This is a genomic window from Niallia sp. CD-39 (assembly GCF_059874745.1).
The window spans coordinates 746,344-771,240 of sequence record NZ_JCBCPS010000001.1; the positions used below are offsets into that span (position 1 = coordinate 746,344).

28 protein-coding genes are annotated in these 24,897 nt (G+C 37.6%); 1 reads left to right on the forward strand and 27 read right to left on the reverse strand.

Features of this window, described 5'->3' with window-relative positions:
• Window positions 1–85: 85 nt before the first annotated feature.
• The 22 genes from aroA to AC6F34_RS03875 all read right to left on the reverse strand — a co-directional run bounded on the left by aroA (window position 86) and on the right by AC6F34_RS03875 (window position 20,314).
• A complete protein-coding gene (aroA, locus tag AC6F34_RS03770; RefSeq protein ID WP_500769096.1) occupies window positions 86–1,372 on the reverse strand; it encodes a 3-phosphoshikimate 1-carboxyvinyltransferase in 1,287 nt (428 codons plus the stop codon).
• Window positions 1,373–1,395: 23 nt separating this feature from the next.
• Window positions 1,396–2,502, reverse strand: coding sequence for a prephenate dehydrogenase (locus tag AC6F34_RS03775; RefSeq protein ID WP_500770127.1), 1,107 nt, complete (start codon window positions 2,500–2,502; stop codon window positions 1,396–1,398).
• Window positions 2,503–2,623: 121 nt separating this feature from the next.
• Complete coding sequence (gene hisC, locus AC6F34_RS03780) at window positions 2,624–3,730, reverse strand: histidinol-phosphate transaminase (RefSeq protein ID WP_500769098.1); 1,107 nt, start codon at window positions 3,728–3,730, stop codon at window positions 2,624–2,626.
• Between the two features lie 35 nt (window positions 3,731–3,765).
• A complete protein-coding gene (aroH, locus tag AC6F34_RS03785) occupies window positions 3,766–4,131 on the reverse strand; it encodes a chorismate mutase (protein WP_500769100.1) in 366 nt (121 codons plus the stop codon).
• Window positions 4,128–5,210 (reverse strand): 3-dehydroquinate synthase, encoded by a 1,083-nt coding sequence (gene aroB / locus AC6F34_RS03790; RefSeq protein ID WP_500769102.1) that lies wholly within the window; start codon window positions 5,208–5,210, stop codon window positions 4,128–4,130. The genes aroH and aroB overlap by 4 nt, the downstream gene beginning before the upstream one ends.
• Window positions 5,210–6,379, reverse strand: a complete 1,170-nt coding sequence (gene aroC, locus AC6F34_RS03795; RefSeq protein WP_500769104.1) for a chorismate synthase — start codon at window positions 6,377–6,379, stop codon at window positions 5,210–5,212. The genes aroB and aroC overlap by 1 nt, the downstream gene beginning before the upstream one ends.
• A gap of 349 nt (window positions 6,380–6,728) precedes the next feature.
• Entirely contained in the window at window positions 6,729–7,529 is an 801-nt protein-coding gene (locus AC6F34_RS03800) for a CheR family methyltransferase (RefSeq protein WP_500769106.1), read from the reverse strand.
• 102 nt (window positions 7,530–7,631) lie between these two features.
• Entirely contained in the window at window positions 7,632–8,078 is a 447-nt protein-coding gene (gene ndk, locus AC6F34_RS03805; RefSeq protein WP_500769108.1) for a nucleoside-diphosphate kinase, read from the reverse strand.
• 110 nt (window positions 8,079–8,188) lie between these two features.
• Window positions 8,189–9,151, reverse strand: a complete 963-nt coding sequence (gene hepT / locus AC6F34_RS03810) for a heptaprenyl diphosphate synthase component II (RefSeq protein ID WP_500769110.1) — start codon at window positions 9,149–9,151, stop codon at window positions 8,189–8,191.
• Between the two features lie 73 nt (window positions 9,152–9,224).
• A complete protein-coding gene (locus AC6F34_RS03815) occupies window positions 9,225–9,932 on the reverse strand; it encodes a demethylmenaquinone methyltransferase (RefSeq protein ID WP_500769111.1) in 708 nt (235 codons plus the stop codon).
• 4 nt (window positions 9,933–9,936) lie between these two features.
• Window positions 9,937–10,734: a heptaprenyl diphosphate synthase component 1 gene (locus tag AC6F34_RS03820; RefSeq protein WP_500769113.1), complete on the reverse strand. Its 798-nt coding sequence runs from the start codon at window positions 10,732–10,734 to the stop codon at window positions 9,937–9,939.
• A 224-nt stretch (window positions 10,735–10,958) separates the two neighbouring features.
• Window positions 10,959–11,180 carry a trp RNA-binding attenuation protein MtrB gene (mtrB, locus tag AC6F34_RS03825; RefSeq protein WP_500769115.1) on the reverse strand — a complete coding sequence of 74 codons (222 nt, stop codon included), beginning with the start codon at window positions 11,178–11,180 and terminating at the stop codon, window positions 10,959–10,961.
• 70 nt (window positions 11,181–11,250) lie between these two features.
• On the reverse strand, window positions 11,251–11,814 hold the full coding sequence (gene folE, locus AC6F34_RS03830) for a GTP cyclohydrolase I FolE (RefSeq protein WP_500769117.1): 564 nt from the start codon (window positions 11,812–11,814) through the stop codon (window positions 11,251–11,253).
• 209 nt (window positions 11,815–12,023) lie between these two features.
• The gene (hbs, locus tag AC6F34_RS03835) at window positions 12,024–12,296 is read right to left on the reverse strand and encodes a non-specific DNA-binding protein Hbs (protein WP_377929761.1); all 273 of its coding nucleotides are present in this window, start codon (window positions 12,294–12,296) and stop codon (window positions 12,024–12,026) included.
• Window positions 12,297–12,740: 444 nt separating this feature from the next.
• Complete coding sequence (gene spoIVA / locus AC6F34_RS03840) at window positions 12,741–14,219, reverse strand: stage IV sporulation protein A (protein ID WP_500769119.1); 1,479 nt, start codon at window positions 14,217–14,219, stop codon at window positions 12,741–12,743.
• Between the two features lie 329 nt (window positions 14,220–14,548).
• Complete coding sequence (locus AC6F34_RS03845; protein ID WP_500769121.1) at window positions 14,549–15,271, reverse strand: YphF family lipoprotein; 723 nt, start codon at window positions 15,269–15,271, stop codon at window positions 14,549–14,551.
• Window positions 15,272–15,322: 51 nt separating this feature from the next.
• Entirely contained in the window at window positions 15,323–15,526 is a 204-nt protein-coding gene (locus AC6F34_RS03850) for a DUF2768 domain-containing protein (RefSeq protein ID WP_500769123.1), read from the reverse strand.
• Between the two features lie 523 nt (window positions 15,527–16,049).
• Complete coding sequence (locus tag AC6F34_RS03855) at window positions 16,050–17,102, reverse strand: NAD(P)H-dependent glycerol-3-phosphate dehydrogenase (RefSeq protein WP_500769125.1); 1,053 nt, start codon at window positions 17,100–17,102, stop codon at window positions 16,050–16,052.
• 23 nt (window positions 17,103–17,125) lie between these two features.
• The gene (gene der, locus AC6F34_RS03860) at window positions 17,126–18,436 is read right to left on the reverse strand and encodes a ribosome biogenesis GTPase Der (RefSeq protein ID WP_500769127.1); all 1,311 of its coding nucleotides are present in this window, start codon (window positions 18,434–18,436) and stop codon (window positions 17,126–17,128) included.
• A gap of 191 nt (window positions 18,437–18,627) precedes the next feature.
• Complete coding sequence (locus AC6F34_RS03865) at window positions 18,628–18,813, reverse strand: capping complex subunit for YIEGIA (RefSeq protein ID WP_500770129.1); 186 nt, start codon at window positions 18,811–18,813, stop codon at window positions 18,628–18,630.
• 2 nt (window positions 18,814–18,815) lie between these two features.
• A complete protein-coding gene (locus AC6F34_RS03870; protein ID WP_500769129.1) occupies window positions 18,816–19,709 on the reverse strand; it encodes a YIEGIA family protein in 894 nt (297 codons plus the stop codon).
• A complete protein-coding gene (locus AC6F34_RS03875) occupies window positions 19,706–20,314 on the reverse strand; it encodes a YphA family membrane protein (protein ID WP_500769131.1) in 609 nt (202 codons plus the stop codon). The genes AC6F34_RS03870 and AC6F34_RS03875 overlap by 4 nt, the downstream gene beginning before the upstream one ends.
• A 105-nt stretch (window positions 20,315–20,419) precedes the next feature.
• On the opposite strand from AC6F34_RS03875, the gene AC6F34_RS03880 reads away from it, so the two are divergent.
• A complete protein-coding gene (locus AC6F34_RS03880) occupies window positions 20,420–20,560 on the forward strand; it encodes a YpzI family protein (protein ID WP_500769133.1) in 141 nt (46 codons plus the stop codon).
• 190 nt (window positions 20,561–20,750) lie between these two features.
• Here AC6F34_RS03880 and AC6F34_RS03885 read toward each other — a convergent pair whose 3' ends face one another.
• From AC6F34_RS03885 to rpsA, 5 genes are all read right to left on the reverse strand, one after another.
• On the reverse strand, window positions 20,751–21,572 hold the full coding sequence (locus AC6F34_RS03885) for a GNAT family N-acetyltransferase (RefSeq protein WP_500769135.1): 822 nt from the start codon (window positions 21,570–21,572) through the stop codon (window positions 20,751–20,753).
• Window positions 21,573–21,614: 42 nt separating this feature from the next.
• The gene (locus tag AC6F34_RS03890) at window positions 21,615–22,073 is read right to left on the reverse strand and encodes a hypothetical protein (protein ID WP_500769137.1); all 459 of its coding nucleotides are present in this window, start codon (window positions 22,071–22,073) and stop codon (window positions 21,615–21,617) included.
• A gap of 240 nt (window positions 22,074–22,313) precedes the next feature.
• The gene (locus AC6F34_RS03895) at window positions 22,314–22,463 is read right to left on the reverse strand and encodes a hypothetical protein (protein ID WP_500769139.1); all 150 of its coding nucleotides are present in this window, start codon (window positions 22,461–22,463) and stop codon (window positions 22,314–22,316) included.
• Window positions 22,464–22,538: 75 nt separating this feature from the next.
• Window positions 22,539–23,594: a type 2 isopentenyl-diphosphate Delta-isomerase gene (fni, locus tag AC6F34_RS03900; protein ID WP_500769141.1), complete on the reverse strand. Its 1,056-nt coding sequence runs from the start codon at window positions 23,592–23,594 to the stop codon at window positions 22,539–22,541.
• Between the two features lie 12 nt (window positions 23,595–23,606).
• Window positions 23,607–24,746: a 30S ribosomal protein S1 gene (rpsA, locus tag AC6F34_RS03905; RefSeq protein WP_500769143.1), complete on the reverse strand. Its 1,140-nt coding sequence runs from the start codon at window positions 24,744–24,746 to the stop codon at window positions 23,607–23,609.
• Between the last annotated feature and the right edge of the window lie 151 nt (window positions 24,747–24,897).

A 24,897-nucleotide genomic window follows, 5' to 3' on the forward strand; every position in this document is an offset into this window, starting at 1 on the left:
AGACAAGCTATGTAAAGAAGTAAAAAATATGACAATAAAAAGTAGAACAAATGCCAGTACCTCACTTGTTCTACTTGGATAATCTTTATTCCGTTAACAAACGATTAATATGTTCAAAGAAAGATGGATAAGAAACAGCAATCGCTTCTTTTCGTTCTAAATGCACTTTTTCATCTATTAGAAGGTCGGCAATTGCGAGCATCATCCCAATTCGATGGTCACCATGACTTGATACTGTCCCTCCATGAAGAGAGGATGGGCCATGAATCACCATTCCGTCAGGAGTCGCTTCAATATTAGCACCTAGCCTCTTCAACTCACCGACAACTGTATCTATGCGGTTTGTTTCCTTCACCTTTAATTCTTCAGCGTTTTTAATAACCGTTTTACCTTCTGCTCTCGTTGCAAGAAGAGCAATTATTGGAATCTCATCAATTAGACGGGGAATCAACTCCCCACCAATCTCGATTCCTTTTAATGTAGATGTTTGAATCTGAATATCCCCTACTGGTTCAAATCCCTTTTCTTCCTTCATTTCAATACGAATGTCTGCACCCATTTGTTGGAGAACATCAATGATTCCAGTTCTCGTCGGATTCAATCCAACATTTTTTAGTGTCACACGGCTATTCGGAACGATGCTTGCGGCAACAAGAAAAAATGCAGCAGACGAAATATCACCAGGCACAAACACATCCGTTGCTTGTAGGAATTGTCCACCTTCAATAGATACTTCCAAGCCTTTCTCCTCCACCGTTCCTCCAAAGGCGCGAATCATTCGTTCTGTATGATCTCTCGTCTTAACTTTCTCAATAACAGTTGTCTTGCCGTCTGCCTGTAACCCAGCAAATAGGATCGAGGATTTCACTTGTGCACTTTCTACTGGCATTTCATACTTAATCGCCGACAACTCTCCTCCCAGGATGGAAAGAGGTGTAAATTCTTTATTTGCTCGACCCTGTATTTTTGCACCAAATTGCTCAAGCGGATTTGTAACTCTAGACATCGGTCGTTTTGCAATCGAATCATCCCCGATTAATACACTATGGAATGGTCTTCCCGCTAAAATGCCTAGTAAAAGGCGAATTGTTGTTCCAGAGTTCCCAACATTTAATATGTCTGTTGGCTCCTGTAAACCACTAAGTCCGTTTCCTTCAATCACAATCTCATCATCTGATCTTTCAATTAATACACCTAACGCTTTAAAACAAGCAATCGTACTTAAACAATCTTCTCCTAATAAAAAGTTCTTAACGGTTGTTCGACCGTTTGCAATCGCTCCGAACATAATTGACCGATGAGAAATCGATTTATCTCCTGGGATCGCAATTTCACCTTGCAAGCCTTTTTTCAATTTAGCTGCTCCAATCATTCACCTTGCCTCCTTTTAACAGTCTATGGTCCGATGGAAAGCTCATACGCTGTCTTACCCTCTATACACGAGATAGCGCGTTCACGATCACCTTCTGATTGAAAACTAACTACTAAAACTCCATGAATTTCTTCGCGTATTTCTCGAATTTGTATATTCGTAATGCTAATATTCTCAGTAGCTAAATAACCTGTTATTTCTGAAATGACTCCTGGATAATCAGGGACATCAATAAACAAATCATAAAATGAATGAATGGCACCTCGTTGCTTTTGAGGCAGTTCATCCCGAAAGACCTTTGCATCATTAAAGTAAGTAAAAATTTCTTCTCCATCCTCTTCCTGAAGCATTCGATTAACTCGATTCATTTCATCGATCCAACCGTTCATTAGCTCTAACAGCACTGCTTTATTATGCATGAGGATGTCTCGCCACATCGTAGGGCTACTTGATGCAATTCTCGTTATATCCCTAAAGCCACCAGCTGCAAGTCTAGGGATCAATGCAGCTGCTTCACTTCTTTTTTCTGCTTCATGAACAAGTGAAGTCGCAACAATATGTGGAAAATGACTGACTACACCAGTTAAATAATCATGCTCTTTTGGTGTAACTCTTATAAATCTCGCCTTTGTTGGCATCAACATTTTCTCTAACCAGTCGATCTTTGCCTCAGAAATATGATCCTCTGGTGTAAGCAAATAAAACGCGTTTTCAAAGAGGAAAGGTTTAGCAGAGGCTACACCACTTTTATGAGATCCTGCCATTGGATGACCACCGATAAATGCAATTCCGCGCTCTTTTAACTGCGCAGCAGCTTTAACGATTTGTTGCTTTGTACTTCCTACGTCTGTAATGACTACATTTTCTTTTAAAGGCCATTGCGCTAACTTTGTTAGAAGTTTTTCGGTTTCTTGTACAGGTGTTGCTAAGATGATTAGGTCAGCATTAACGGCAGCAACTTCAATCGTGTCTGTTACATCATCAATGACAGATAGCATTTTAGCAAGATTGGCTTGCTTTTCATTCACATCATAACCGATAATTTCAGAATCCTTATATGATGATTTTATCGCAAGAGCAATCGAACCGCCAATTAACCCTAACCCTATAATGAATACATTTGCTTGAATGACTAACAACCCCTTTTTCTAGCTAAAAAACGTGCATTTTTTTGATAATCGCTGATTATCGTTTCAGACGGACGTTTTAAAAAAATTGTTTCAGAAGGCTTCTTCTGAAACAATTTTGGCTTTATTTCGTGATTGATGCTTTTTTTGCATCGGTTAATTCCTTCATTGCAGAGATGACACCTTTGTTCTGCTCATGAGAACCAATTGTTATGCGTACGGAAGTTGGAAATCCGAGCGCTGCACCAGAGCGGACAATATAGCCTTTCGTCAGTAGAAATTGAAAAACTTCATTACCATCCATTTTAAAATCGATTAAGATAAAGTTTCCTTGTGATGGATAATACTCTAAGCCTACTGAATCACAGAATTGATAGAATTGCTGCAAGCCTTTTTCATTTTCTTTCTTGCATTGTTCAATGAAAACCTCATCAATTATGGCTTCATTAGCAACAGCTAACGCAAATTTATTAACATTGAATGGTTCACGTACTGTTTCCAATACTTTCATCACATCCGCGTGCCCAATTCCATAACCAATGCGCAAGCTAGCTAATCCATAGATTTTTGAAAACGTTCTTAACGCAATAACATTTTTATAATTTGCTACTAACTGCAAAGAGTCGTGATAATCACTAGCTGTTGTATATTCACAGTACGCTTCATCAAGCACGATTAATACATCTTCCGGCGTCCTTTCAATAAAGCGAACAAGCTCCGTTTCAGGTATATGAACACCTGTAGGATTGTTCGGACTACAAATCCATACAACAGATGTGTTCTCGTCAATGGCATTTGCCATTTCTTCCAAATCATGCGCACCGTCAACTAATGGAATTTCACGAATTTCTGCTTTTTCGATAATCGCGTTATGTTTATACTGGGGGAAGGTTGGGGTCGCCATGACTGTATTTGCCTTTTCATGCAATAAAGCTCTAGCAATCAATTGAATGATTTCATCTGAACCATTACCAAAAATCAATTCGGAAGGCTCTACTTTCAACTTCGAAGAAATAGTATTACGCAATTGTGTCGCATAACCATCGGGATAAAGCGGAAAAAAAGTGACTGGCTGTCTCATTGCTTCTGCCGCTCTATGTGAGCATCCAAACGGGTTTTCATTAGAAGCAAGCTTTACGATTTCATGCAACCCTAGTTCACGCTTCACTTCTTCGATCGACTTACCTGGCTGATATGGTGTTAGACTTAATAATTGCTTTTTCCATTTCATTGATCGTTCCTTCTTTCCCCATCGTTTTCATGAATCTACTTTTCTATTAAATCTGGACGTAAACGAATTGCTTCTTCTAAATATATATGGTTCACTTCTGCTTGAGGTATGCTTGTGTTTACATGCATCATGATTCGTATACAAAGCGGAAGTGCTTCTGGTACAGGGATTTCTCTTGTACACATTACCGGAACATATTTCCAACCATCAAACTTTCGAAGTGCTCGTGCAGGAAAGCATGCATCTAAATCATTGGTTACTGAAATAATGACAGATGCTACATGATCAGCCTCAATTTCGTTTGACTCAATCATTGAACTTAATAGTCTTTCAGTAGCTTGTAAAATGTCATCTTCGTTATTTTTAGGTACCGTAATAGCCCCTCTCATTCCCCTAATCATTCTCGACCGCCTCCTTTGTCTTGAATAAATTGGACCAATTCAGCTCGCAAATAATGTTCTTTAAATTCGTAAATGAATGGCTTCCCAATTTTTTTTAAGAGGATAAATGCAATATGATCACTCGTTGCTTTTTTATCTTGCTTCATGCGATTTAGTAAAGCATCCGCATCCGCATGCTCTGGAAGATTCGTTTTATATCCTAAACGTACTAGCCATTCATTAACCGACTCTATATCTAATGGCAGCTCGGCATATTTTCGGCTGAGCTGTAGGGCAAATAACAAACCAACTAAAACAGCTTCACCATGCGCCCATTTATATTCTGCTTCGATCGCATGACCTAATGTATGCCCGAGATTTAAATATGCACGAATGCCTAATTCTTTTTCATCCTGTTCAACAATCTCACGTTTAACATTAATTCCATCTCTTAAGATTTCAGTAAAATCTAAATCAGCATCTAAATTTTGATATTGCTGCTGCAATTGTAAAAAAGCATCCTCATCCTTTAATAGCATTTCCTTTATAAGTTCAGCAAACCCAGATCGTTTTTCTTTAAGCGATAAACTATTCAAAAAATTCGTATCGTAGAACACAGCTTCTGGTTGATGAAAGGCACCAATTAAGTTTTTACCTAGTTCATGATTAATTCCGACCTTCCCTCCAACAGCACTATCGTGGGCTAGTATTGTTGTCGGAATTTGAATAAACGAAATTCCTCTCATAAAGGTTGCCGCTACAAAACCGGCCAAATCACCAACGACCCCTCCACCTAATGCAAGAATACAAGATTGACGATTTAACTTCTCTTGCAGGCAATAGGAAATACATTGATGGTAAATATGAAACGATTTCGCACCTTCGCCACTTGGGATGACATAATGTTTTACATCAAAGTTAGATAACTTTTCAATTACTTCTTCTAAATAAAGTGTGGAAACATTTTGATCAGTAATAATTAATACTTTTTTTGTTTGTGGAAGCTTATCTACTATAAATGAATTCAATCTTTCTATAACCCCACTACCGATTATGACGGGATACGTTTTTTCTTTCGTTCTTACTTGAATCGTTTCCATTAAAACTCCCTCGCAGATTTGCGCTGTTCTTCAATATTTTTCACGAACATATCTAAACGGTCACTATAGAATTGCTCTAATAGTGCGTTTGCAAGCTCCCATGCCACGACATTTTCCGCAACGACTGCTGCTGCTGGTACTGCACAGCTATCCGATCTTTCAATGCTAGCAGCAAATCGCTCCTTCGTTTCAATATCTACACTATGCAACGGCTTGTATAACGTCGGAATAGGCTTCATTACGCCTTTTACGACAATCGGCATGCCCGTTGTCATTCCACCTTCAAAACCACCTAGACGATTAGTCAACCGGTAATAGCCGTTTTCTTCATCCCAACCTATTTCATCATGTACTTGACTGCCTGGCTTTCTAGCTGCCTCGAAACCAATTCCAAATTCGACCCCTTTAAATGCATTAATGCTCATAACAGCTCCTGCAATTTTCGCATCAAGCTTACGGTCATAATGAACGTAACTTCCTACTCCAACTGGCATGCCTTCTACTACAACTTCAACGACACCACCAATTGAATCTCCATTTTGCTTCGCTTCATCAATCGCCTTCATCATTTGTTGGGCAGCCTCTTCATCTAAGCAACGAACTTCAGATTCTTCTGATCTTCTTTGGATCTCTTCTATCGTTATGTCTTCTTTACTATTTGCAATCACGCCGCCAATTTCCCGAACATGTGAAGCAACCTTCACTCCCACAAGACTTAACAATTTCTTCGCTACAGCTCCTGCTGCTACGCGAACAGTAGTCTCCCTAGCTGATGAACGCTCTAGCACATTACGTAAGTCCCGATGACCATACTTTATGCCTCCATTTAAATCAGCATGACCTGGTCTAGGTCGAGTAATCTTCCTCTTCACTTCATCAGCATCTTGGTCAAGTGGTTCTGCACCCATGATCTTCGTCCAATGTTTCCAATCATTGTTTTCCACGACTAGAGCAACAGGTGAGCCAAGTGTTTCTCCATGGCGAATGCCGCTTGTAATTTCCACTTGATCTTTTTCAATTTGCATTCTACGCCCGCGGCCATAACCCTTTTGTCGTCGAGCTAGCTCATTATTTATATCAGCCTCTACCAATGGCATTCCGGCTGGTAAACCTTCAATAATTGTCGTTAATTTTGGACCATGTGATTCCCCTGCAGTTAAATATCTCAAGATTTCTTTCTCCCTTCAACCCACTAAAGAATTATGTACCAATATACCATATGCCTTTAATGAAAAGTAGTTGTTTTTTCACAATTTCGTAAATTATCATCGTTTCTTTAATTTTAGTTATTTTATCATGAGGCAATACAGATGAAAAGTAACGATAATCACGTAAATTACTCTGGCGTATCAAACATGATTATTAACTTTCACACTTAGACGCTTTTTAGCACTAAAGTAAAAGTTTGTATTTCTATACTATAAATCTCACAGTACCTTTTGTCAATTGTTTTCGACTAGAATACAAGTACAGCAAAAAGAAAAGCCTCCCGTCAATGGAAGCTTAATTAATTCGTTATTATTTTGTTGAACTGATGATTGATTCAGCCCTCTTTTGATAAAAGAAGGTTTCATCAGTTTGCAAGTTATACTTTGCAGGATTAAAAATCTGTTCTGTGCTACCGACAAAGAAGTATCCACCATCACGAAGTGCAGAGCTAAACTTTTGATAAAGCCCATCTTTCGCTTCTTCTGTAAAATAGATTAATACATTGCGACAAACGATTAAATCATATGGACCCCCAAAAGGGTCAGCCAGTAAGTTATGTTTTTTAAATTGAACAGTCTGTATTACTTCACGGGAAATTTTATAAAGGGGGCCATCTTTTTCAAAATGTTTCTCTTTCATACTAACAGGCAATTCATTGAGTGATTTTTCATGATAAACACCTTGCTTTGCGCGTTCAATCACTTTTTCATCCAAGTCTGTTGCTAATATTTGAATTTGAGAAAGAGGCATGAATTGGGACAGAATCATCGCAATTGTGTATGGTTCTTCTCCTGTGGAGCATGCTGCACTCCAAACCTTTAACTTGCGATTTTCCTTTAGTAGCTTTGGGATGATCTGATCTTGCAAGACGTCCCACCTTTTCTTATTCCGATAAAATTCTGAAACATTTATCGTCATTCGATCGAGAAAATCATATAGAAGCTCGCGATCATTATTTAAAGCAATAAAAAATCCTTGGAATGATGTAAAGCCCTTTTTTTCATATAGTGACTGTAGCCTTCTCTTCATCTGCGCTTCTTTATACAGACTTAAATCGATTCCAGTTTTCTTCTGTATGTTTTTTACAAACTCTTGATAATCTTGGGACATCTAAGACACCTCATAACAATTGTATATTCAAATAGAACGGTAGTAAAAAGAATGTAGACAAAGTCGCTATGACTTTGTCTACAAATGAGGATATCTAATCTCTTAGTTAATCCACTCATTCATTAATTTTGTGTAGTCTACTAATTCTTCTTTGTTGAAGAATAAACCGATTTCACGTTCAGCACTTGTTGGAGAATCAGATCCATGAATCACGTTCTTTCCAACTGTGATTCCGAAATCTCCACGAATTGTACCAGGAGCTGCGTCTTTTGGATTCGTGCTACCCATCATTTGACGAGCTGTAGCAATTACATTTTCACCTTCCCATACCATTGCAAATACAGGACCAGAAGTAATGAATTCAACTAACTCACCAAAGAATGGGCGCTCTTTATGCTCACCATAATGCTCTTCAGCTAATTCAGCAGGAATGCTCATAAGCTTTCCACCAACTAGTTGGAATCCTTTCTTTTCGAAACGGGCAACGATTTCCCCGATTAAATTACGTTGTACACCATCAGGCTTTACCATTAAAAATGTTCTTTCCATACATTCCACTCCTAGTAATATGTATAATAATTGCGATTTACACAACCAATGAAAATATTATCATTGTTTTGACAATTTTTCAACTGAGAGGAAAACATGAGCGAACTCAATTAGAATTTCCGTTTCCCTATCATTCGTGCAATGTCTTTAAGCGCTTTCTTTGAGCGATTCTGTGGAAGTAGATCAATTTCGGTTAAGGCCTTCTTTAAGTATCGATCACTAATTTGCAATGATCGTTCAATTGCTCCAGAAGATTTAATAAGTAAGATGATTTCATTCATTCTTTCTCTAGTTGTATACTCAGTTACAGTAATAATCTCTTTTTTGATGGCTGCATTCTCCATCGCTATTAAGACAGGCAATGTGATATTCCCTTGGAGCAAATCATCTCCTGCTGGCTTGCCAAGTTGCTGCTCCGTGCTATTAAAATCAAGAACATCATCAATGATTTGATAAGACATACCAATATAATAGCCAATTCTGTATAATCTTTTATGTGTTGTCTCATCTACGTTCGCAGCAATTGCACCCAATTGGCAACTGACTGCAATTAGGATAGCCGTCTTCCGCTTTATTCTTCTAAAATACGTTCGGTAGCTTTGGTCAAAATTGTACTTATCTTTAATTTGCTCAATCTCACCAAGACAAAGTTCAACTAAAGTATTAGATAAGATTTGATGAGCTTCAGCTTGTTTAATATTCGCCATAAGCTCCAATGCACGAGCAAAGATATAGTCCCCTGTATACATAGCTATCCGATTGTCCCATTTCGCCTTGATCGTCTGTTGTCCTCTTCTAAGTTCCGCGTCATCAATGACATCATCATGAACAAGAGAGGCCATGTGAATCAATTCTAAGGCTACTGCAACATCCTTCATCTTGTTCACATCGTAATCTCCAAACTTTCCAGATAGCAAAACAAAAACAGGCCTTAAACGCTTCCCGCCAGCCTGTAATAAGTGGAGTGAGGCTTGATGTAACAATGGCGAATTTGCCTGAATTGTTTTTTCTAATGTTGATTCAATTACTTGTAAATCAGAATTCAAAAATGAGTACATCATTTTTAATTTCATACGCTAATTCCACCCAGCTTATAGATCCTTTTTCCGCTTCGACATCATGTAATCGAAGCTTTCAGAGCCATTATTATGAATCTTTCTTTGCAATATGAACTGCTGCTACACCAAATGTGTATGGCTTATATTCGACTGAGGTAAACCCAGCTTCCTTAAACATCTCTGCTAGTTCTTTCATTCCTGGAAAACCTTTTGCTGATTCATGAAGCCACGCATATTCTTTAAAACTTTTTGCAAAAACCTTTCCTAGTAGAGGCATAATGTATCCAAAATATAAATAATAGCCATGACGGATGCCAAATGTTGTAGGCTGTGATGTTTCTAAACAAACAACCTTTCCTCCTGGTTTCACGACACGTTTCATTTCTTTAAGCACTTGCATATAGTCTGGTACATTTCTTAGACCAAACCCAATTGTCACATAATCAAATGAATCATCAGCAAATGGTAATTCCATTGCATTGCCATGAATAAGTTCAATGTTTTTCATCCCTAATTCCGAAACCTTTTCTCGGCCAACTTTTAACATATTTTCGCTAAAATCAAGTCCAACTACTTCTCCAGAGACCCCAACTTCCTTCCCTAATGCAATAGACCAGTCAGCAGTACCACAGCATAAATCGAGTGCCTTTGTACCTTTTTGTACATTCATTAGCTTCATCGTGTCATTGCGCCATTTAGTATGTTGTTGAAAGCTGATGACTGAATTCATTTTATCGTAGTTTTCATGAATGCTTTCGAATACATGGTGTACGCGTTCTTCTTTCGATTGCTGCATCTGTTTACCCTTCTTCCACGTATATATTTGCTTTAGAATTGTTTTTCTGTATGATGTCTTGCACACTTTGTTTAAGAGCCTTATTCATAAACGGCTGATCATCTATTGAAATCATTAGACTTGCTGATAGCTTTTCAATCCATTCTTCAACAAGTTGAAATGTCGATAATTGCGGTTTATCAAGATTTTCAATTGGAATCGTGTCAATCGCTTTAAACAAAATAGAATCTTCGCCTTGTTCAAATTGTGTTTTCTCTTTCAGTAGCCTTTTGTATGTTAAAAGCGTTTCCACAAAATTCATTGACTCTTTTTGGTGAAAATGATGAAATATTTTGGTGAACAAGGAAGATTCAATGCCCCGAATCGATTTCCAAACATCCTCTTCGCGAAGAAATTTGTTTTTATATAGTGTGATTTTATACTCGTTTACTTCCTTAATTCCTTCAGCTAACGTACGAATCATATCTATATCTTCAAGCTTTGATAAAATTTTATAATAAAGGCCACTATAGAATGTGCCTGCTAAAATCGTTAATTGCCTACTCGTCTGTTTTTCTTTTGGCAAATCATAGACACCAATTTTTTCATGTGTATCAAGTGCAATTTGCACAAGCATTGCTGTTGTCGCATATTCAGTAATTCTTTTATCTGGTAATTTTAACGACTGGAACAAAGAAATAAGCAGCATGAGTTTATCTTCATCCACATATGGGGATTCAATATGATTGAGTAAGTAAGAATGATGTGTTTGTTTTTTCACAATTTCTATTATCTCTGTTCGTTTTATGATCATTTCATGCATGCCATCACCCTTATTTTCTCAATATATATTTCGATAGTATTCCACTTTCGTAAATAGTCTATGTTTTCTAGACATAAAAAAAGTCCCTATATGATCAACGCTTCAACATTCCATGGACTATTGTTCCAGAATGCATTGCAATTATATCATAAAAACAGGGTGGTTGTTAGGGTAATATATAGGAAAACACTTAGGATAACTTAGAAAAACAAGCGATATTTTGACTATTTTTTGACATCGCTTATTACCTCACCGTAGGACGTTTTTATTTCAGCGTTGCCTCGAATTTTAATTGCTGATGTATGTTCTGTGAATTGAGCAATCATAACCTCTCCCACATCTAGCTTTTCAGAATGATGGAATTTCGTATCTGACCCTCTCGTTAACCCAATTACATTCACACCATCCTCTAATGCTTTTATGACAATATAATCAGTCTTCTCCATGATTTACTCCTTCCAACTTCATTTCCACGAATAAGGGATGAGGCATCATATACCTGATCCCTTATGATCATTACTTGATTAACGATAACACTTCTGCACGTGCGCGTTCATCCTTTTGAAAGATTCCACGAACTGCTGATGTTACTGTTTTAGATCCTGGCTTCTTTACTCCTCGCATAGTCATACACATATGCTCAGCTTCCACTATCACCATTACACCATGTGGCTCTAGCTTATCCATAATGGCTTCTGCTACAGTAGAAGTAATACGTTCTTGCAACTGTGGTCTTTTTGCAACAGCTTCAACTGCCCTTGCTAGCTTGCTTAACCCTGTTACTTTTCCATTTCTCGGTATATAAGCAACATGCGCATGTCCAAAAAACGGAACGAGATGATGCTCGCACATTGAGTAGAACGGAATGTCTTTTACTAGAACTAATTCCTCATGATCTTCACCGAAAACGGTATCAAAATATTCCTTTGGATCTTGGTTTATTCCCATAAAAACTTCTTCATACATTTTGGCCACTCGTTTTGGTGTATCTATTATACCTTCTCGATTCGGGTCTTCTCCGATCGCTTCAAGAATTAACCGAACCGCCTCTTCTATTTGGGCACGATTTACTTCTGACATAATCTTTTCCTCCTATGGCAGTAAGCTACTGTTATTCCATATTAGCATAAACAATTCATTAGTAGCAAAGCAATGGTTTTCTATTTAAGAAGTTTTTGATGGATACATATGTATAACTATTCGGGGAAGTTTATGAAGTGTAAAAAACAAAACCGCGACTTACATCGCGGTTTTGTTTAAGCATTCATGCTGATCGCACAAATATGTACTTATTTAACTGCATCTTTAAGCGCTTTTCCTGGTTTGAAAGCAGGAACTTTGCTTGCAGCGATTTCGATTTCTTCACCAGTTTGTGGGTTGCGACCTTTACGTGCAGCACGCTCACGAACTTCAAAGTTTCCGAAACCGATTAACTGTACTTTATCACCATTTTTCAATGCGTCTAAGATTGAATCGAAAACTGCATCAACTGCTTTAGTTGCGTCCTTTTTAGAAAGTTCGCTAGCTTCAGCAACAGCGTTAATTAGTTCTGTTTTGTTCATTACTTTCACCTCCTCCCAAAAATCATATAGCCAAATAAATTCACTTTCTTACATTCATTTGTAAACAAATTTATTGAATTCTATACGTTGCACCTAATTTTTGTTAGGCTTGCCTTATCATATAACAAAATAATTTATAATTCAACGAAAATATATTTCGAAATCCTATAAACTCAACGTTTGTAAGGCAACAACGTTAATTCTGTTAAAAGATTATCATAATCAATTATGCATATCAAGAATATTTCATTATTTAATGGGAATCTTTTCTTATTTGCAACAATATTGTAATATGAATGGCCTTTTTCCAACGTAAATCTGTAATAGATAGCGTGTTTTGCATCCTATCCATAGCTGAAATTTACAGCGGAATAAAAGATTAATTCTTTATACAATAAAAAGAAGCTAAAGTTTTTTTGAACTTTAGCTTCTTTTTTAGTTTTTCTATAAAATGATTGCGATTAATCCACCTGAGCCCTCATTAATAATCCTCTCTAACGTTTCTTTCAATTTATACCGTGCATTTTCCGGCATTAACGATAATTTGGCTTGGATACCCTCGCGTACGATGGAACTTAAGCTTCTTCCAAAAATATCTGAATTCCAAATCGATAGTGGATCATCCTCAAAATCTTGCATTAAGTAACGAACCAATTCCTCACTTTGCTTCTCTGTGCCGATAATTGGAGAGAACTCAGATTCTACATCCACTTTGATCATATGAATGGACGGTGCTACTGCTCTTAGCCGTACCCCAAATCTCGATCCATGCCTTGTAATTTCTGGTTCATCTAAACTCATATCAGCAAGGGATGGTGCGGCAATTCCGTATCCAGTTTGCTTCACCATTCGTAAAGAATCAGAAATCTGATCGTACTCTGTTTTTGCATGAGCAAATTCTTGCATGAGCTCTAACAGATGATCCTTCCCTCTAATCTCAACCCCGACAATTTCTTTTAATACATCATCATATAGTTCATCTGGAGCATAAAGGTCGATTTCTGCTACCCCTTGCCCAAGTTCAATGCCAGCCAATCCTGCTCGATCGATAAACTCAAAATCACTAAATTGATGCACAACCCGGTCCACATCTCTTAATCTCTTAATATCTTTTACTGTTTCTTTTACCGCTTCTTGATAGCTTCCTCTTAACCAATGGTCTTCATGAAGCACCATCACCCAGCTTGGTAGGTTAACATTCACTTCAAGTACAGGGAACTCATATAAAGCCTCTCTCATCACATTTAATACGTCTGCTTCTCGCATTCCTTCAACACTCATTGCGAGGACAGGAATGTCATACTTTTCACTTAATTCATTTCGTAATGAATCCGTGTTAGGATGATGTGGTTGTACACTGTTAATAATCATAATGAACGGCTTTCCAACCTCTTTAAGCTCTTCAATCACTCTTTCTTCAGCTTCAAGATAGTTCGCTCTTGGAATTTCTCCAATCGTTCCATCTGTTGTCACTACGACCCCGATCGTGGAATGCTCTTGAATAACCTTCCTTGTACCGATCTCTGCAGCTTCATGAAACGGGATTGGCTCTTCATACCAAGGAGTATTGATCATTCTCGGTCCATTTTCATCTTCGTACCCTTTTGCTCCAGGAACTGTGTAGCCAACACAGTCTACTAGTCGTATGTTTACATCAAGCCCTTCTGCTACGTGTACGTTTGCTGCTTGATTTGGAACAAATTTTGGCTCAGTCGTCATAATCGTTTTCCCAGCTGCGCTTTGAGGGAGCTCATCCTGTGTACGTGCTCGATCTGCCTCATTATCCATATTTGGTAAAACAACTAATTCCATGAACCTTTTAATAAATGTTGATTTGCCAGTACGAACTGCGCCTACTACTCCAAAGTAGATATCACCGCCAGTTCTTTCGGCAATATCTTTAAAAATATCTACCTTTTCCAAGTGATCCCCTCCCGAATCTTGAGTTAGTGGGAAATATTATCCTTTTTTGATTTATATGTGGACAGTATATGTTTATGATGTTGTCCTATCTTGATATGACAACTTTTTTGAATATTTTCCACCCTCCATTATTGAATTGTTCACTACCCAAGTGTTCATCACGGAACAAAAGATAATCTTAGATTATCCCTTCAGGCGAACGTTTTTCCCATTGGGGGCCCACCTTACACTCTAATCTAAGTAAATTCCAAGACGATAAAAAACCCTTCTTCTACAATATATTTTGCAAAAGAAGGGTTATGACTATTAAATTCAATGAAATCTATATTCTATGATTCATCTTCTAAATAAAAGATCGGTTCTGTACCCTCTTCATTGATTGTATACGGAAGTGAGTATGCCGGCACAAACATCGTATCGTCGGTTAAGATAGTTCGAATGTCATCTCCATAAACAAATGAGTGATCCTTCTCCTCAATCACTTCGAAGAGATCGCTTCGATAATCCACATAAATTTCTCCATCCCCGGTAATCAAGAATGGAAGCTCTCTCCCAGAATACGGACTAAGAGCCATTGGATCTTCACTATAACCGAGTTTTTCAAAGTTGATGGTAAAAATCGGACCTGTCAAATGTTCCCCATATGTAGGATACTTATTTGCCATCATTCGAAACTTAATGTCTCTAATTTGTTCAGCAATGCGCAAATCAAATATTTTTACAGTGGGGTTTTCTTCTACATCAATCAATACATAATGGAACACTCCGCCAGCATCGTATGCATTTGCAGGAATCTCTGGAATGTATTGTGGTACAAGTTTTTTAAAATCAATTGGGTATTTCTGATAGATATGTGTCTCTTGATCCCTAGTAAGAATAGGCAACAAGCCACCGTTACGCTCTTTGTATTCTTCTACTGCTTCTTGAACGGTGTTAATATGTGTTTCGTAAGAAATTTGTCTTTCTGTTCTCATTTCACCTGGATACATGCACCCACTTAAAATAAGCATAATGAGTACAGCTACTACTATATGTACCTTCGTTTTCTTCATTTTCATCAAACCTTTCAAGCGCTGAATGGATGATCGTTATGGCTACAGCAATTATTCTGGTGTAGGACCACTAAATACAACTAAGAAGATAATAATTCCACTAACAATCATAAAAATGTAAGCGATTAATGCTGTGATAAATTTAAGCGTTCCATTCTTAATTTTGAATCTACTTAAATAAATCATAAATAATGATATAAACATGAATCCCATTGATGATAATGAAATCCACATCTTCATTAATGATGGTGTCATTCTATCCACTCCCTTTTATCCGAAAAGTATTATAACACAAAATCTTGGACAAACAAAAAAGATTCCGACTTATGCAAGGGAATTTACATTTAATTGAGTTTAATAGGTCAGAAGTTTCTAAAGCATATAAAGATGCCAAGGAAAGGAAGGGGCGTTCTTTTCCTTGGCTAATGACTAAATATCCGTCACCCAGATCATCTTACTAGTTTGCTTCGTTGCATTGTATGCAAGTTGAACGGTAAAGGCATCCTCATATGCCTATATTTAAAGATAAGAAGCTCTAAAATTTCGTCATGAAATGGCGAAGTGTACTTTTCTATAATTTTTTACGAACTCATTCAATGATCTAGCTCATGGAACGATCGGCCCTAGTCATCTATCCAAAGTCTGCAAGATACAGAATTTCTTCCTGCCTTTGTTGGGATAGTCATGACGAGGTTCATGTCAGCAATGCAACACGAAGTAGCCATTTGTTGGCTCGCCGATTAGCTGCACCCTACGCTATTCATATCTAAAAGTCCCTTTATTGAAGATCTGTACCTTCTAAGACATTCATTAGATCTTCCATTTCATGAGTTTTCATTCGGGACATTAAGCGATCGACAGCGTCTTTGGCAGGGACTTCATTGAATAACACATCGTATAGAGCCATTGTGATCGGCATTTTGACTTCGAATTTCTCAGCAAGCTGATGTGCTGCCTTTGTAGTTCGAACTCCTTCAACAACCATTCCCATACTGTCCAGCACTTCGTTAAGCTGTTTCCCTTTTCCAAGCATATTCCCAGCACGCCAGTTTCGTGAATGTACACTTGTGCACGTTACAATTAAATCGCCGATTCCTGTAAGACCAGAAAATGTAAGTGGACTAGCACCCATCTTCACACCTAACCTTGCAATCTCAGCTAATCCTCTTGTAATTAATGCAGCTTTTGCATTGTCTCCATAGCCTAAGCCGTCAGTAATTCCAGCTGCCAAAGCAATGATATTCTTCAAAGCACCGCCTAACTCTACACCAATAATATCAGGGTTTGTATACACCCGGAAATAGGAATTGATAAATAAGTCTTGTACTTTTTCGGCTTCCTTCATATTTTCCGAGGATACAGTTACTGTTGTAGGCTGTCTTAAACTTACTTCCTCCGCGTGGCTAGGCCCAGATAGTACAACAACACTCGTTAATTTTTCCGATGGCACTTCCTCTTCGATCATTTCAGAAATGCGCAGCAAAGTGTTTGGTTCGATTCCTTTGCTCACATGGACAATCGTTAGTGCTTCTTTTTGTATAGAGCTAATTTGTTGAAGGACTTCCCGAATTGCTTTAGTTGGTACAGCTAAAATGATTCGCTTTGTTCCATCAAGGGCTTCAATCAAAGAAGAATGGCCAATAATATTCGTTGGCAACTGAACACCAGGCAAGTATTTTTCGTTCTTATGTGTTTCATTGATTTCGTCTGCTTGTTGTTTTTTATGACTCCAAAGTCGTACATCATGCTCATTATCCGCTAGTACCATTGCCAATGCTGTTCCCCAGCTTCCAGCTCCGATGACTGCGACGCTTTCTTTACCTTGATTCATGAACATCACCGCTTTTCGTTAGATTATTTTCTCTCTCTCGCAAAAATCTTAATTGGTGTACCTTCAAATCCAAAAGCATCACGAATACGATTCTCTAAAAATCGCTCATAAGAGAAATGGAGAAGCTCTGGCTCATTTACAAATACAACGAATGTTGGCGGCTTCACCGCAACTTGTGTTGTGTAGTAAATACGTAGTCTTCTGCCTTTATCTGTTGGTGTTGGATTCATCGCAACAGCATCCATTACGACATCATTTAGCACGCTTGTTTCAACACGAAGTGCATGGTTTTCACTGGCTGTGTCGATTACAGGAATAAGCGTATGAACGCGCTTTTTCGTTTTCGCTGATAAGAAGACGATTGGTGCATAGTCTAGAAACTGGAAATGACCGCGAATGTTTTCTTCAAACAACTTCATTGTCTTTTCGTCTTTTTCTACTGCGTCCCACTTATTCACAACGATTACAACTGCACGTCCAGCTTCATGAGCATATCCTGCAATTTTCTTATCTTGTTCAATGATTCCTTCTTCTCCATCGATGACGACAAGAACAACGTCTGAGCGTTCAATTGCTCTTAACGCACGTAATACGCTGTATTTCTCAGTTGTTTCATATACTTTTCCTTTTTTCCTCATTCCCGCCGTATCAATGATGACATAATCTTGATCATTATAAGTTAACTGTGAGTCAATCGCATCTCTTGTCGTACCAGCAACATTGCTAACAATAACGCGATCCTCCCCTAAAATTGCATTTACAAGCGAAGATTTCCCTACATTTGGTCGACCAATCAAAGAGAACTTAATGACATCATCAGCATAATCTTGGTCTTCAAGGGTTGGAAAATGCTTAGCCGCCTCATCCAGCAAATCACCTAAGCCAAGTCCGTGTGATCCAGAGATCGGAAACGGTTCCCCGAAGCCAAGTGCATAGAAATCATAAATTTGTTCACGCATTTCAGGGTTGTCTATTTTATTGACTCCAAGAACGACTGGCTTCTTAGCTTTGTATAGAATCTTTGCAACCTCTTCATCTGCAGCTGTTACTCCTTCACGACCATTCGTTAAGAAAACAATTACATCTGCTTCATCAATCGCAATTTCTGCTTGTTGACGAATTTGTTCTAAGAACGGTTCGTCTCCTAAATCAATTCCACCTGTATCAATAATATTAAAGTCATGTGTTAACCACTCTGCCGAACTATAAATACGGTCTCGTGTTACTCCTGGTATATCTTCAACAATTGAAATTCTTTCTCCTACAATTCTGTTAAATATCGTTGATTTCCCTACGTTAGGTCGTCCAACAATCGCTACAACTGGTTTTGTCATTTGACATCACCCTTTCAATTTATTCCATATTTTCAATATGTAAATTCATGATCTATTATCAATTGTTTACCCTATTAAACAAACAAATGGTCATTTTCTTCACTAATCATTTAAATAAACCCTTCCAACGACAGAAGGGCCTAGCTTATTTATCTTATCAGAGACATGTAAGACGTGCAAATAGAACATCGTTAATGTCTAACAATGATGTAGATTTCTTCCGTTAACATATGTGCAATCCCATCTAAGATTGCTTCAAGATTTGTTGCAATATGCTCCATTTCTTTCACATTTTCACAATGAAATACTGTTGCACCCCCAGGAATTTTACTTGGGTTCGTTGTGATAACCGCTAGAATATTTTTTTCTAATGCAATATTCATGACTGCTTATTCTCCTTCCCAATATGTCTCTCTGAAGGCATTCGAATTGCATTTTCCAATGTAGGCACTGCACCAATTACTCTAAGAGCCTTATCGATATCCTTTTCTTGTGGCAACACAAACACACCAATTCTCCCGTCGTCAAGGTCCCGTTTTGCTAATGGAACAAGAGCCGGTGTTCCAGAGTCACGGTAAACTCCTAAAGCTGTGGACACATCATGTAAAATCGCCTGTCGCTGCCCTAGATTTGCGATGGTTGATCTTGAATTAAAGTTTTTAGGTTTTAAAATAAACCCCATTCCATATCGTAGTACTTCGTCTTGCCGTTCAGGGAGTCCGATATTCATAATGTAAATATTATCTACAAATAGCCCTGCTCCATCAAATCTAGGTTCAACATATTCAATGTCAACGATGTCTTTTAAGCGTCCACCTGACATTAACCAAATTGAAAAAAGAATTGAGAGTAAACCTACCGCTATGGCTGCCCATAGATTAAAGATTAAATAGGTCAAAGTAGATATTAGTGACGTAAAGATGACTAAGTAATTGCGACTTTCAAACGCAATTGCAATTCCTTCTATGTATGTCTTGCCTCTTGGAACAAGCTCAAAGCTATCGAGTTCTGATAACGTGTTTCTTTCCATATTTCTTACTTCCCTAAATTGCGATGCTGCTATTGTTAGAAATGTGACTGCTGTAAAGTCTTGTTCCATTATGGAAGGCACTGCCACTGTTCCAAGTGCAGATGCAATGAAACCTAAAGCGATATGTATTATCCTTCCATGTAAATATGTTGGATACTGTCGATAATCTGTTCTCAACATATACATACGAGTAAAGGTACCGACTATAATTCCAAAGATAATTGGTAACGTATATTCGTTCAAAGCAGTTTCCCCTTTTCTTTGTCGTATTGGTGAGCATGTTGTGAGAAAAAGAATGCTGCACGTTCAATCGTAATCCATCCAAGTAGTCCTATGCAGGTCAACGCAAGGACATCTAAATAATTGAATGAACCGATCTGGAATGGAAATCCATACTGTCTGACGATGAGTAACGAGATAATTTCCCCGTACAATGTACCTATAACGACTGTTGTGAATCGTTGCGTTACATTTTTAAGTAAGATTAATATGATGGTCATTAACATACCTGCTAACATATAATCTCTCGAAAAAATAACCCATACCGGATCAAAAATTTCATATAACAAAAACGATACATAAGCAAGCATAATAATGAAAGTTGAGAATAACGATAAAACTGATACAGCTTTTTCTCGTATAGCGATCCCAGTTACAAAGAACAACAAAATGAATGCTGAACTATTAATAGACTGCTCATAACCTATTCCGATGGAGTAGGAAGATAAAATAATCACTGTTAAAATAATTCCACTAAAAAGCGTTCGATATGGATGACTTTTCTTTAGCAAAAAAGTAACAACAATCCACATCAACCACGCAAACCAATAAAAAATAAGTCCATCCACACGCACACCTCCTACTATTTCCATTATGGGTAAACAATATGTAATTTATTCGAAATCGTATAGGTTTCTTACAAGGAACTCATCCTATAAGTGGAGGTGATACAAATGGGAAAAGACCGACAAGAAAAAAAGCTAAAAAGAAGCCATAAAGTAGAATCTGACCGAGATCAATCGATCGATCATAACGGTGCTACATCATTGCAAAGCCCAGAAGAAGGACGTAATCTTAATAACAATAAACAGTAAAAACCGGATCTTTTTTGACCCGGTTTTTACTGCTTATACTCTGAAAGTTGACTTAAAAATTCAGTTACCAATACTTCTGCTTCAGTGAATGTTAAGTCATCGTTTAAAGCAAAGTCTAAAAAATATACACCTTCACCTGCATTAACTTGAAACAAAGCATAAGAATGGGCATTGTCATTTTCAATAATAACTATGTTTTACTAATTTCCCTCCATATTGCTTTTGTATAGGCAATTTTCAGTCCTGCTCTCTCCATATTATTTTGACTTGTCGAACCAAACTTAGCCTGGCCTACTACTAATTCACATCCATAATCAATTGCAGCATTTATCCGCATATTAATAAGGGCCGTATGCAAACCTCTATTTCTATAATCTGGAAGAGTTGCCGCGGCAGCTAGTGTAGCAATGCCATCATCCATATGCATGGCAGCTATTCCAACTGGCACATCCTCAACTATGGCTAGATAAAAGTGCCAATTCGATTCCCCGAATAATACTTGATTATTTTGCATCACACCTGCCCTAACAAAATCCGGCATATTAAACGACTTTGTATAGATAAAGGCATAAACATCAAATTCATTTTCCTGTAATGGACGAATTATAATCGGGCTTGTATTCATTTCTATTGGCTTTACGTTTCGTAATGATAGAAAAAGAGAAGTATGGAAACCTATTTGCTGAAAGTTTAATTGATTTAACTTCTCTAATAATGGAAGTGACGAATGAGATGGTGTGACTTCCATTAGAAACGGTAATTTCTTTCCTCGATAAAAATCAACAATCAATTCTAGATCACAGAGATTCTTATCTGTTAATCCTTTTGTTACATTAAAAGAGGGACCAGGGATCTTTTTTACTGAGTAAGCAATTGCCTTACCAAATAAGTGCAGTTCCACTTCCATTGGATTTCCATGTAGTGCTTTTATAGCAAGTAACCTAGAGGATAAAGCACTCATTTCTGCATTTTCAAGTTTATGGACTAGTTCATGATTCACTACTGTGCACATTCGCAAATACCTCGAATTCTTTCTCTAGTAAATCGATCACTCTCAAACAACTTGCTGCTGTATTTCATTCGCAACGAACCACTTTCCGTTGATTTTTATCCAGTTTTCTATTGTGAAAAGTATTGCCATTTCATTTTTATCCTTTTCAATAACGAGTTCATAAAAGACAACTGCTTCATTCTCATTTTTCATTCGAATGACTCTATTTTCAAACTTTTTTTCCGCTCCAAGTAGTTGTTCTACAGATTGTTTCATCCCACTTAACGCTTCATCACGTGTAAACAACATTGGCTTTTGTTCTGCTTCATAAAAGAAAGCAACATAATAATTATCTGTCAGATTCTCCAATGATCGGACATCTCCATCAATCATTGCTTTATCCCATTCTCGAATGAATTGATCATGAACCAATGTGAATTCAGCTTCATTTGTACCTTTTGTTTCAATTGACATTTCCTCACCCTCCATTTTTTTCAACAGTAACAACTCTCTGAATGGCATCGGGTATACTCCTGAGCCCATAAGTATAAAAGCTAGGCATTAAGTTGCTTTTCGTGAATTCATCTAGGTGAAACCATTCATAAATGAGGTCTTTCCCTTCATTTCCATAAAAACTCCCAATCTCCATCTATCATAGGAGATGAACAAGAATAAGACAATCCATTTTTCGAAATTTCTGACTTTTGTATTCAAAAAAAATCATTTATGCATAGAAAGCTTTTCTACTTCTACAATTATATTTTATTCTTCTAACATCCCCTCTTTATCGCATCTTCTGATTCTTCCAATATCTGAACTCTTCCACCAGAGAAATAAATCAGCTCCTTGCTTATGTAGTAACACATGTTGTTCCTTAACCATAACAGCTGCTACTCTATCGTTAAATATCACTTTTTCATTCACAAAAAATGCATCAATTCCCCTCCAATAGAAAATAGAGGTACCCGTTCAGAGTACCCCTATTCATTAAATCGATCTTTGACTGTATGTAGTTGTTGATAATCCTCGTTCTGTTAGCCAATGATGAACTTTTCCATCGATAAGGAGTGGTACGTTTTGAAGTTGTTCAATTGTAGTAGCTCCTAGTGCAGTCATCATTAACACTAGTTCTTCTTTTGTTACTTGAACTTCTTCAACTAGAGCTTCAACACCATCATTGATTAAGACTTTCAAAAATTGTCCTGCCATTCCGGCTGCATCAGCACCAAGGGCAACCGCTTTTGCAATGTGAAGGCTTGATTGGATTCCTCCTGATGCGATGATATGTGCGTATTTGGCACGATGCTTCGCTTCTAAAATCGAAACTGCAGTTGGGATGCCCCAATCGTCAAAGAAGGTAAGCAATCTCTTACGACGCTCATTCTCTATTTTAGAAAAGTTTGTACCTCCATAGCCACCAATATCAATAATTGAAACACCTATTGATTCTAACTTTTCAATCGTTTCCATGCTCATCCCAAATCCAACTTCTTTTACAATCACTGGAACCTCAACATGCTGCCTAATATGTTCAATACGTTTTAGAGCATCCGAGAAATGCCGATCGCCTTCGGGCATAGTTAATTCTTGTACGACGTTTAAATGAATTTGCAATGCATTTGCCTCTATCATCTCAACTGCCATTTTTGCCTGCTCGGGACTCGCTTCACTTCCTAAGTTAGCAATAATAATCCCATTCGGATTTTCCTTCCGAACAACCTCATAGGATTTGCGTTCATTAGAATCCTTCAATGCCGCCATTTGAGACCCGACAGCTAAAGCAAGATCTGTTTCCTTAGCTACTTGACTTAAATGACGATTAATCTCTATTGTTCGCTGACCACCACCACCAGTCATCGCATTGATAAAAATAGGCGAACTAAACGAAAGTTCGCCTATTTTTGTATGCAAGCTTATCTGATCAACATTTGTGTCAGGCAAGCTTTGATGTATAAATGCGATGTCATCAAAACCCGTTGCTAGTGATTGTCCAGTCGATAATGCATGTTGTATATGATCCCATTTACGTTCTGATCTAGACATCTTATATCACCATTATTTATTTAAATTCTTCAATTTATCACCAATCATTTCACCTAACTGGAAGCCCTTTGACTCCTCAGGTAACTCATAATCAGTGATATCCAATTCTTCTTTTTCCAATAATTCCTTAATACTTAAAGAAAGTCGTTGTTCGTTTTCATTTACTTCAAGTACTTTTACTTCAATTTGTTGGCCCTCTTTTAATACTTCATGAGGTGTACCAATATGCTTATGTGCAATTTGCGATATATGAACAAGCCCTTCTACTCCAGGAAATACTTCTACAAATGCACCATAGGAAACAAGGCGTTTTACTGTTCCTTCAAGAACTGACCCCTTCGAAGCTTTTTCTGTAATTTGTGCCCAAGGTCCTGGCAATGTTTCTTTAATTGATAGAGAAATTCTTTCATTATCACGATCTACACTTAATACTTTAACCTGTACTTTTTGGCCTTCTTCAACAACATCAGAAGCCTTCTCGATATGGTCATAGGATAATTGTGAAATATGAACTAATCCATCAATTCCACCAATATCAACGAATGCTCCAAAATCTGTTAGTCTCTGAACTGTACCTTCTAGCACTTCACCTTGTTGTAACGAGTCAAGTACGTCTGTTTTTTGCTTTTCTTTTTCTACTTCTAATACAGCACGATGAGAGAGGATTAAACGGTTCAAATCTTTATCCAGCTCAACAATTTTAAAAGTCATGGTCTTACCTTTGTAATCCGTAAAATCTTCTACAAAATGGTCTTCTACTAACGATGCAGGGACGAATCCTCTCACACCAAGATCAACGACTAAACCGCCTTTTACAACATCTTTTACTTCCGCCTCAAAAATCTCACCAGATTGGAACTTTTCGTTTAATGTTACCCACGATTTTTCTGCGTCTACCTTACGTTTCGATAAGATCAGTGCATCTTCCTCAACCTTTAATACTTCCAGCTGTAGTTCATCACCTTCTGCAACGACATCTTCAGCTTTCTCAATGTGAAGACTAGATAGCTCACTAATTGGAATAATACCATCCAGTTTGCTGTCTACAAGATCCACAATGACCTGCTTTTCTTCAACTTTTGTTACTTGTCCAGATACTTTTTCGCCTACTTCAAAAACTTTGACCTCAACTTGGTTCATTTCTTCAGACATATGTAATCCTCCTTAATCCAATGGCATCTTAATCGTTCACCCACTTCTAATTTACAAGAAGCTAAAAACCTCTAAATCAATGGCTTTTAGCTTTAATGGATGGCCTTGTATCATTTGATCAAGTGCAAATTATTCATTCTCAATTATCGAA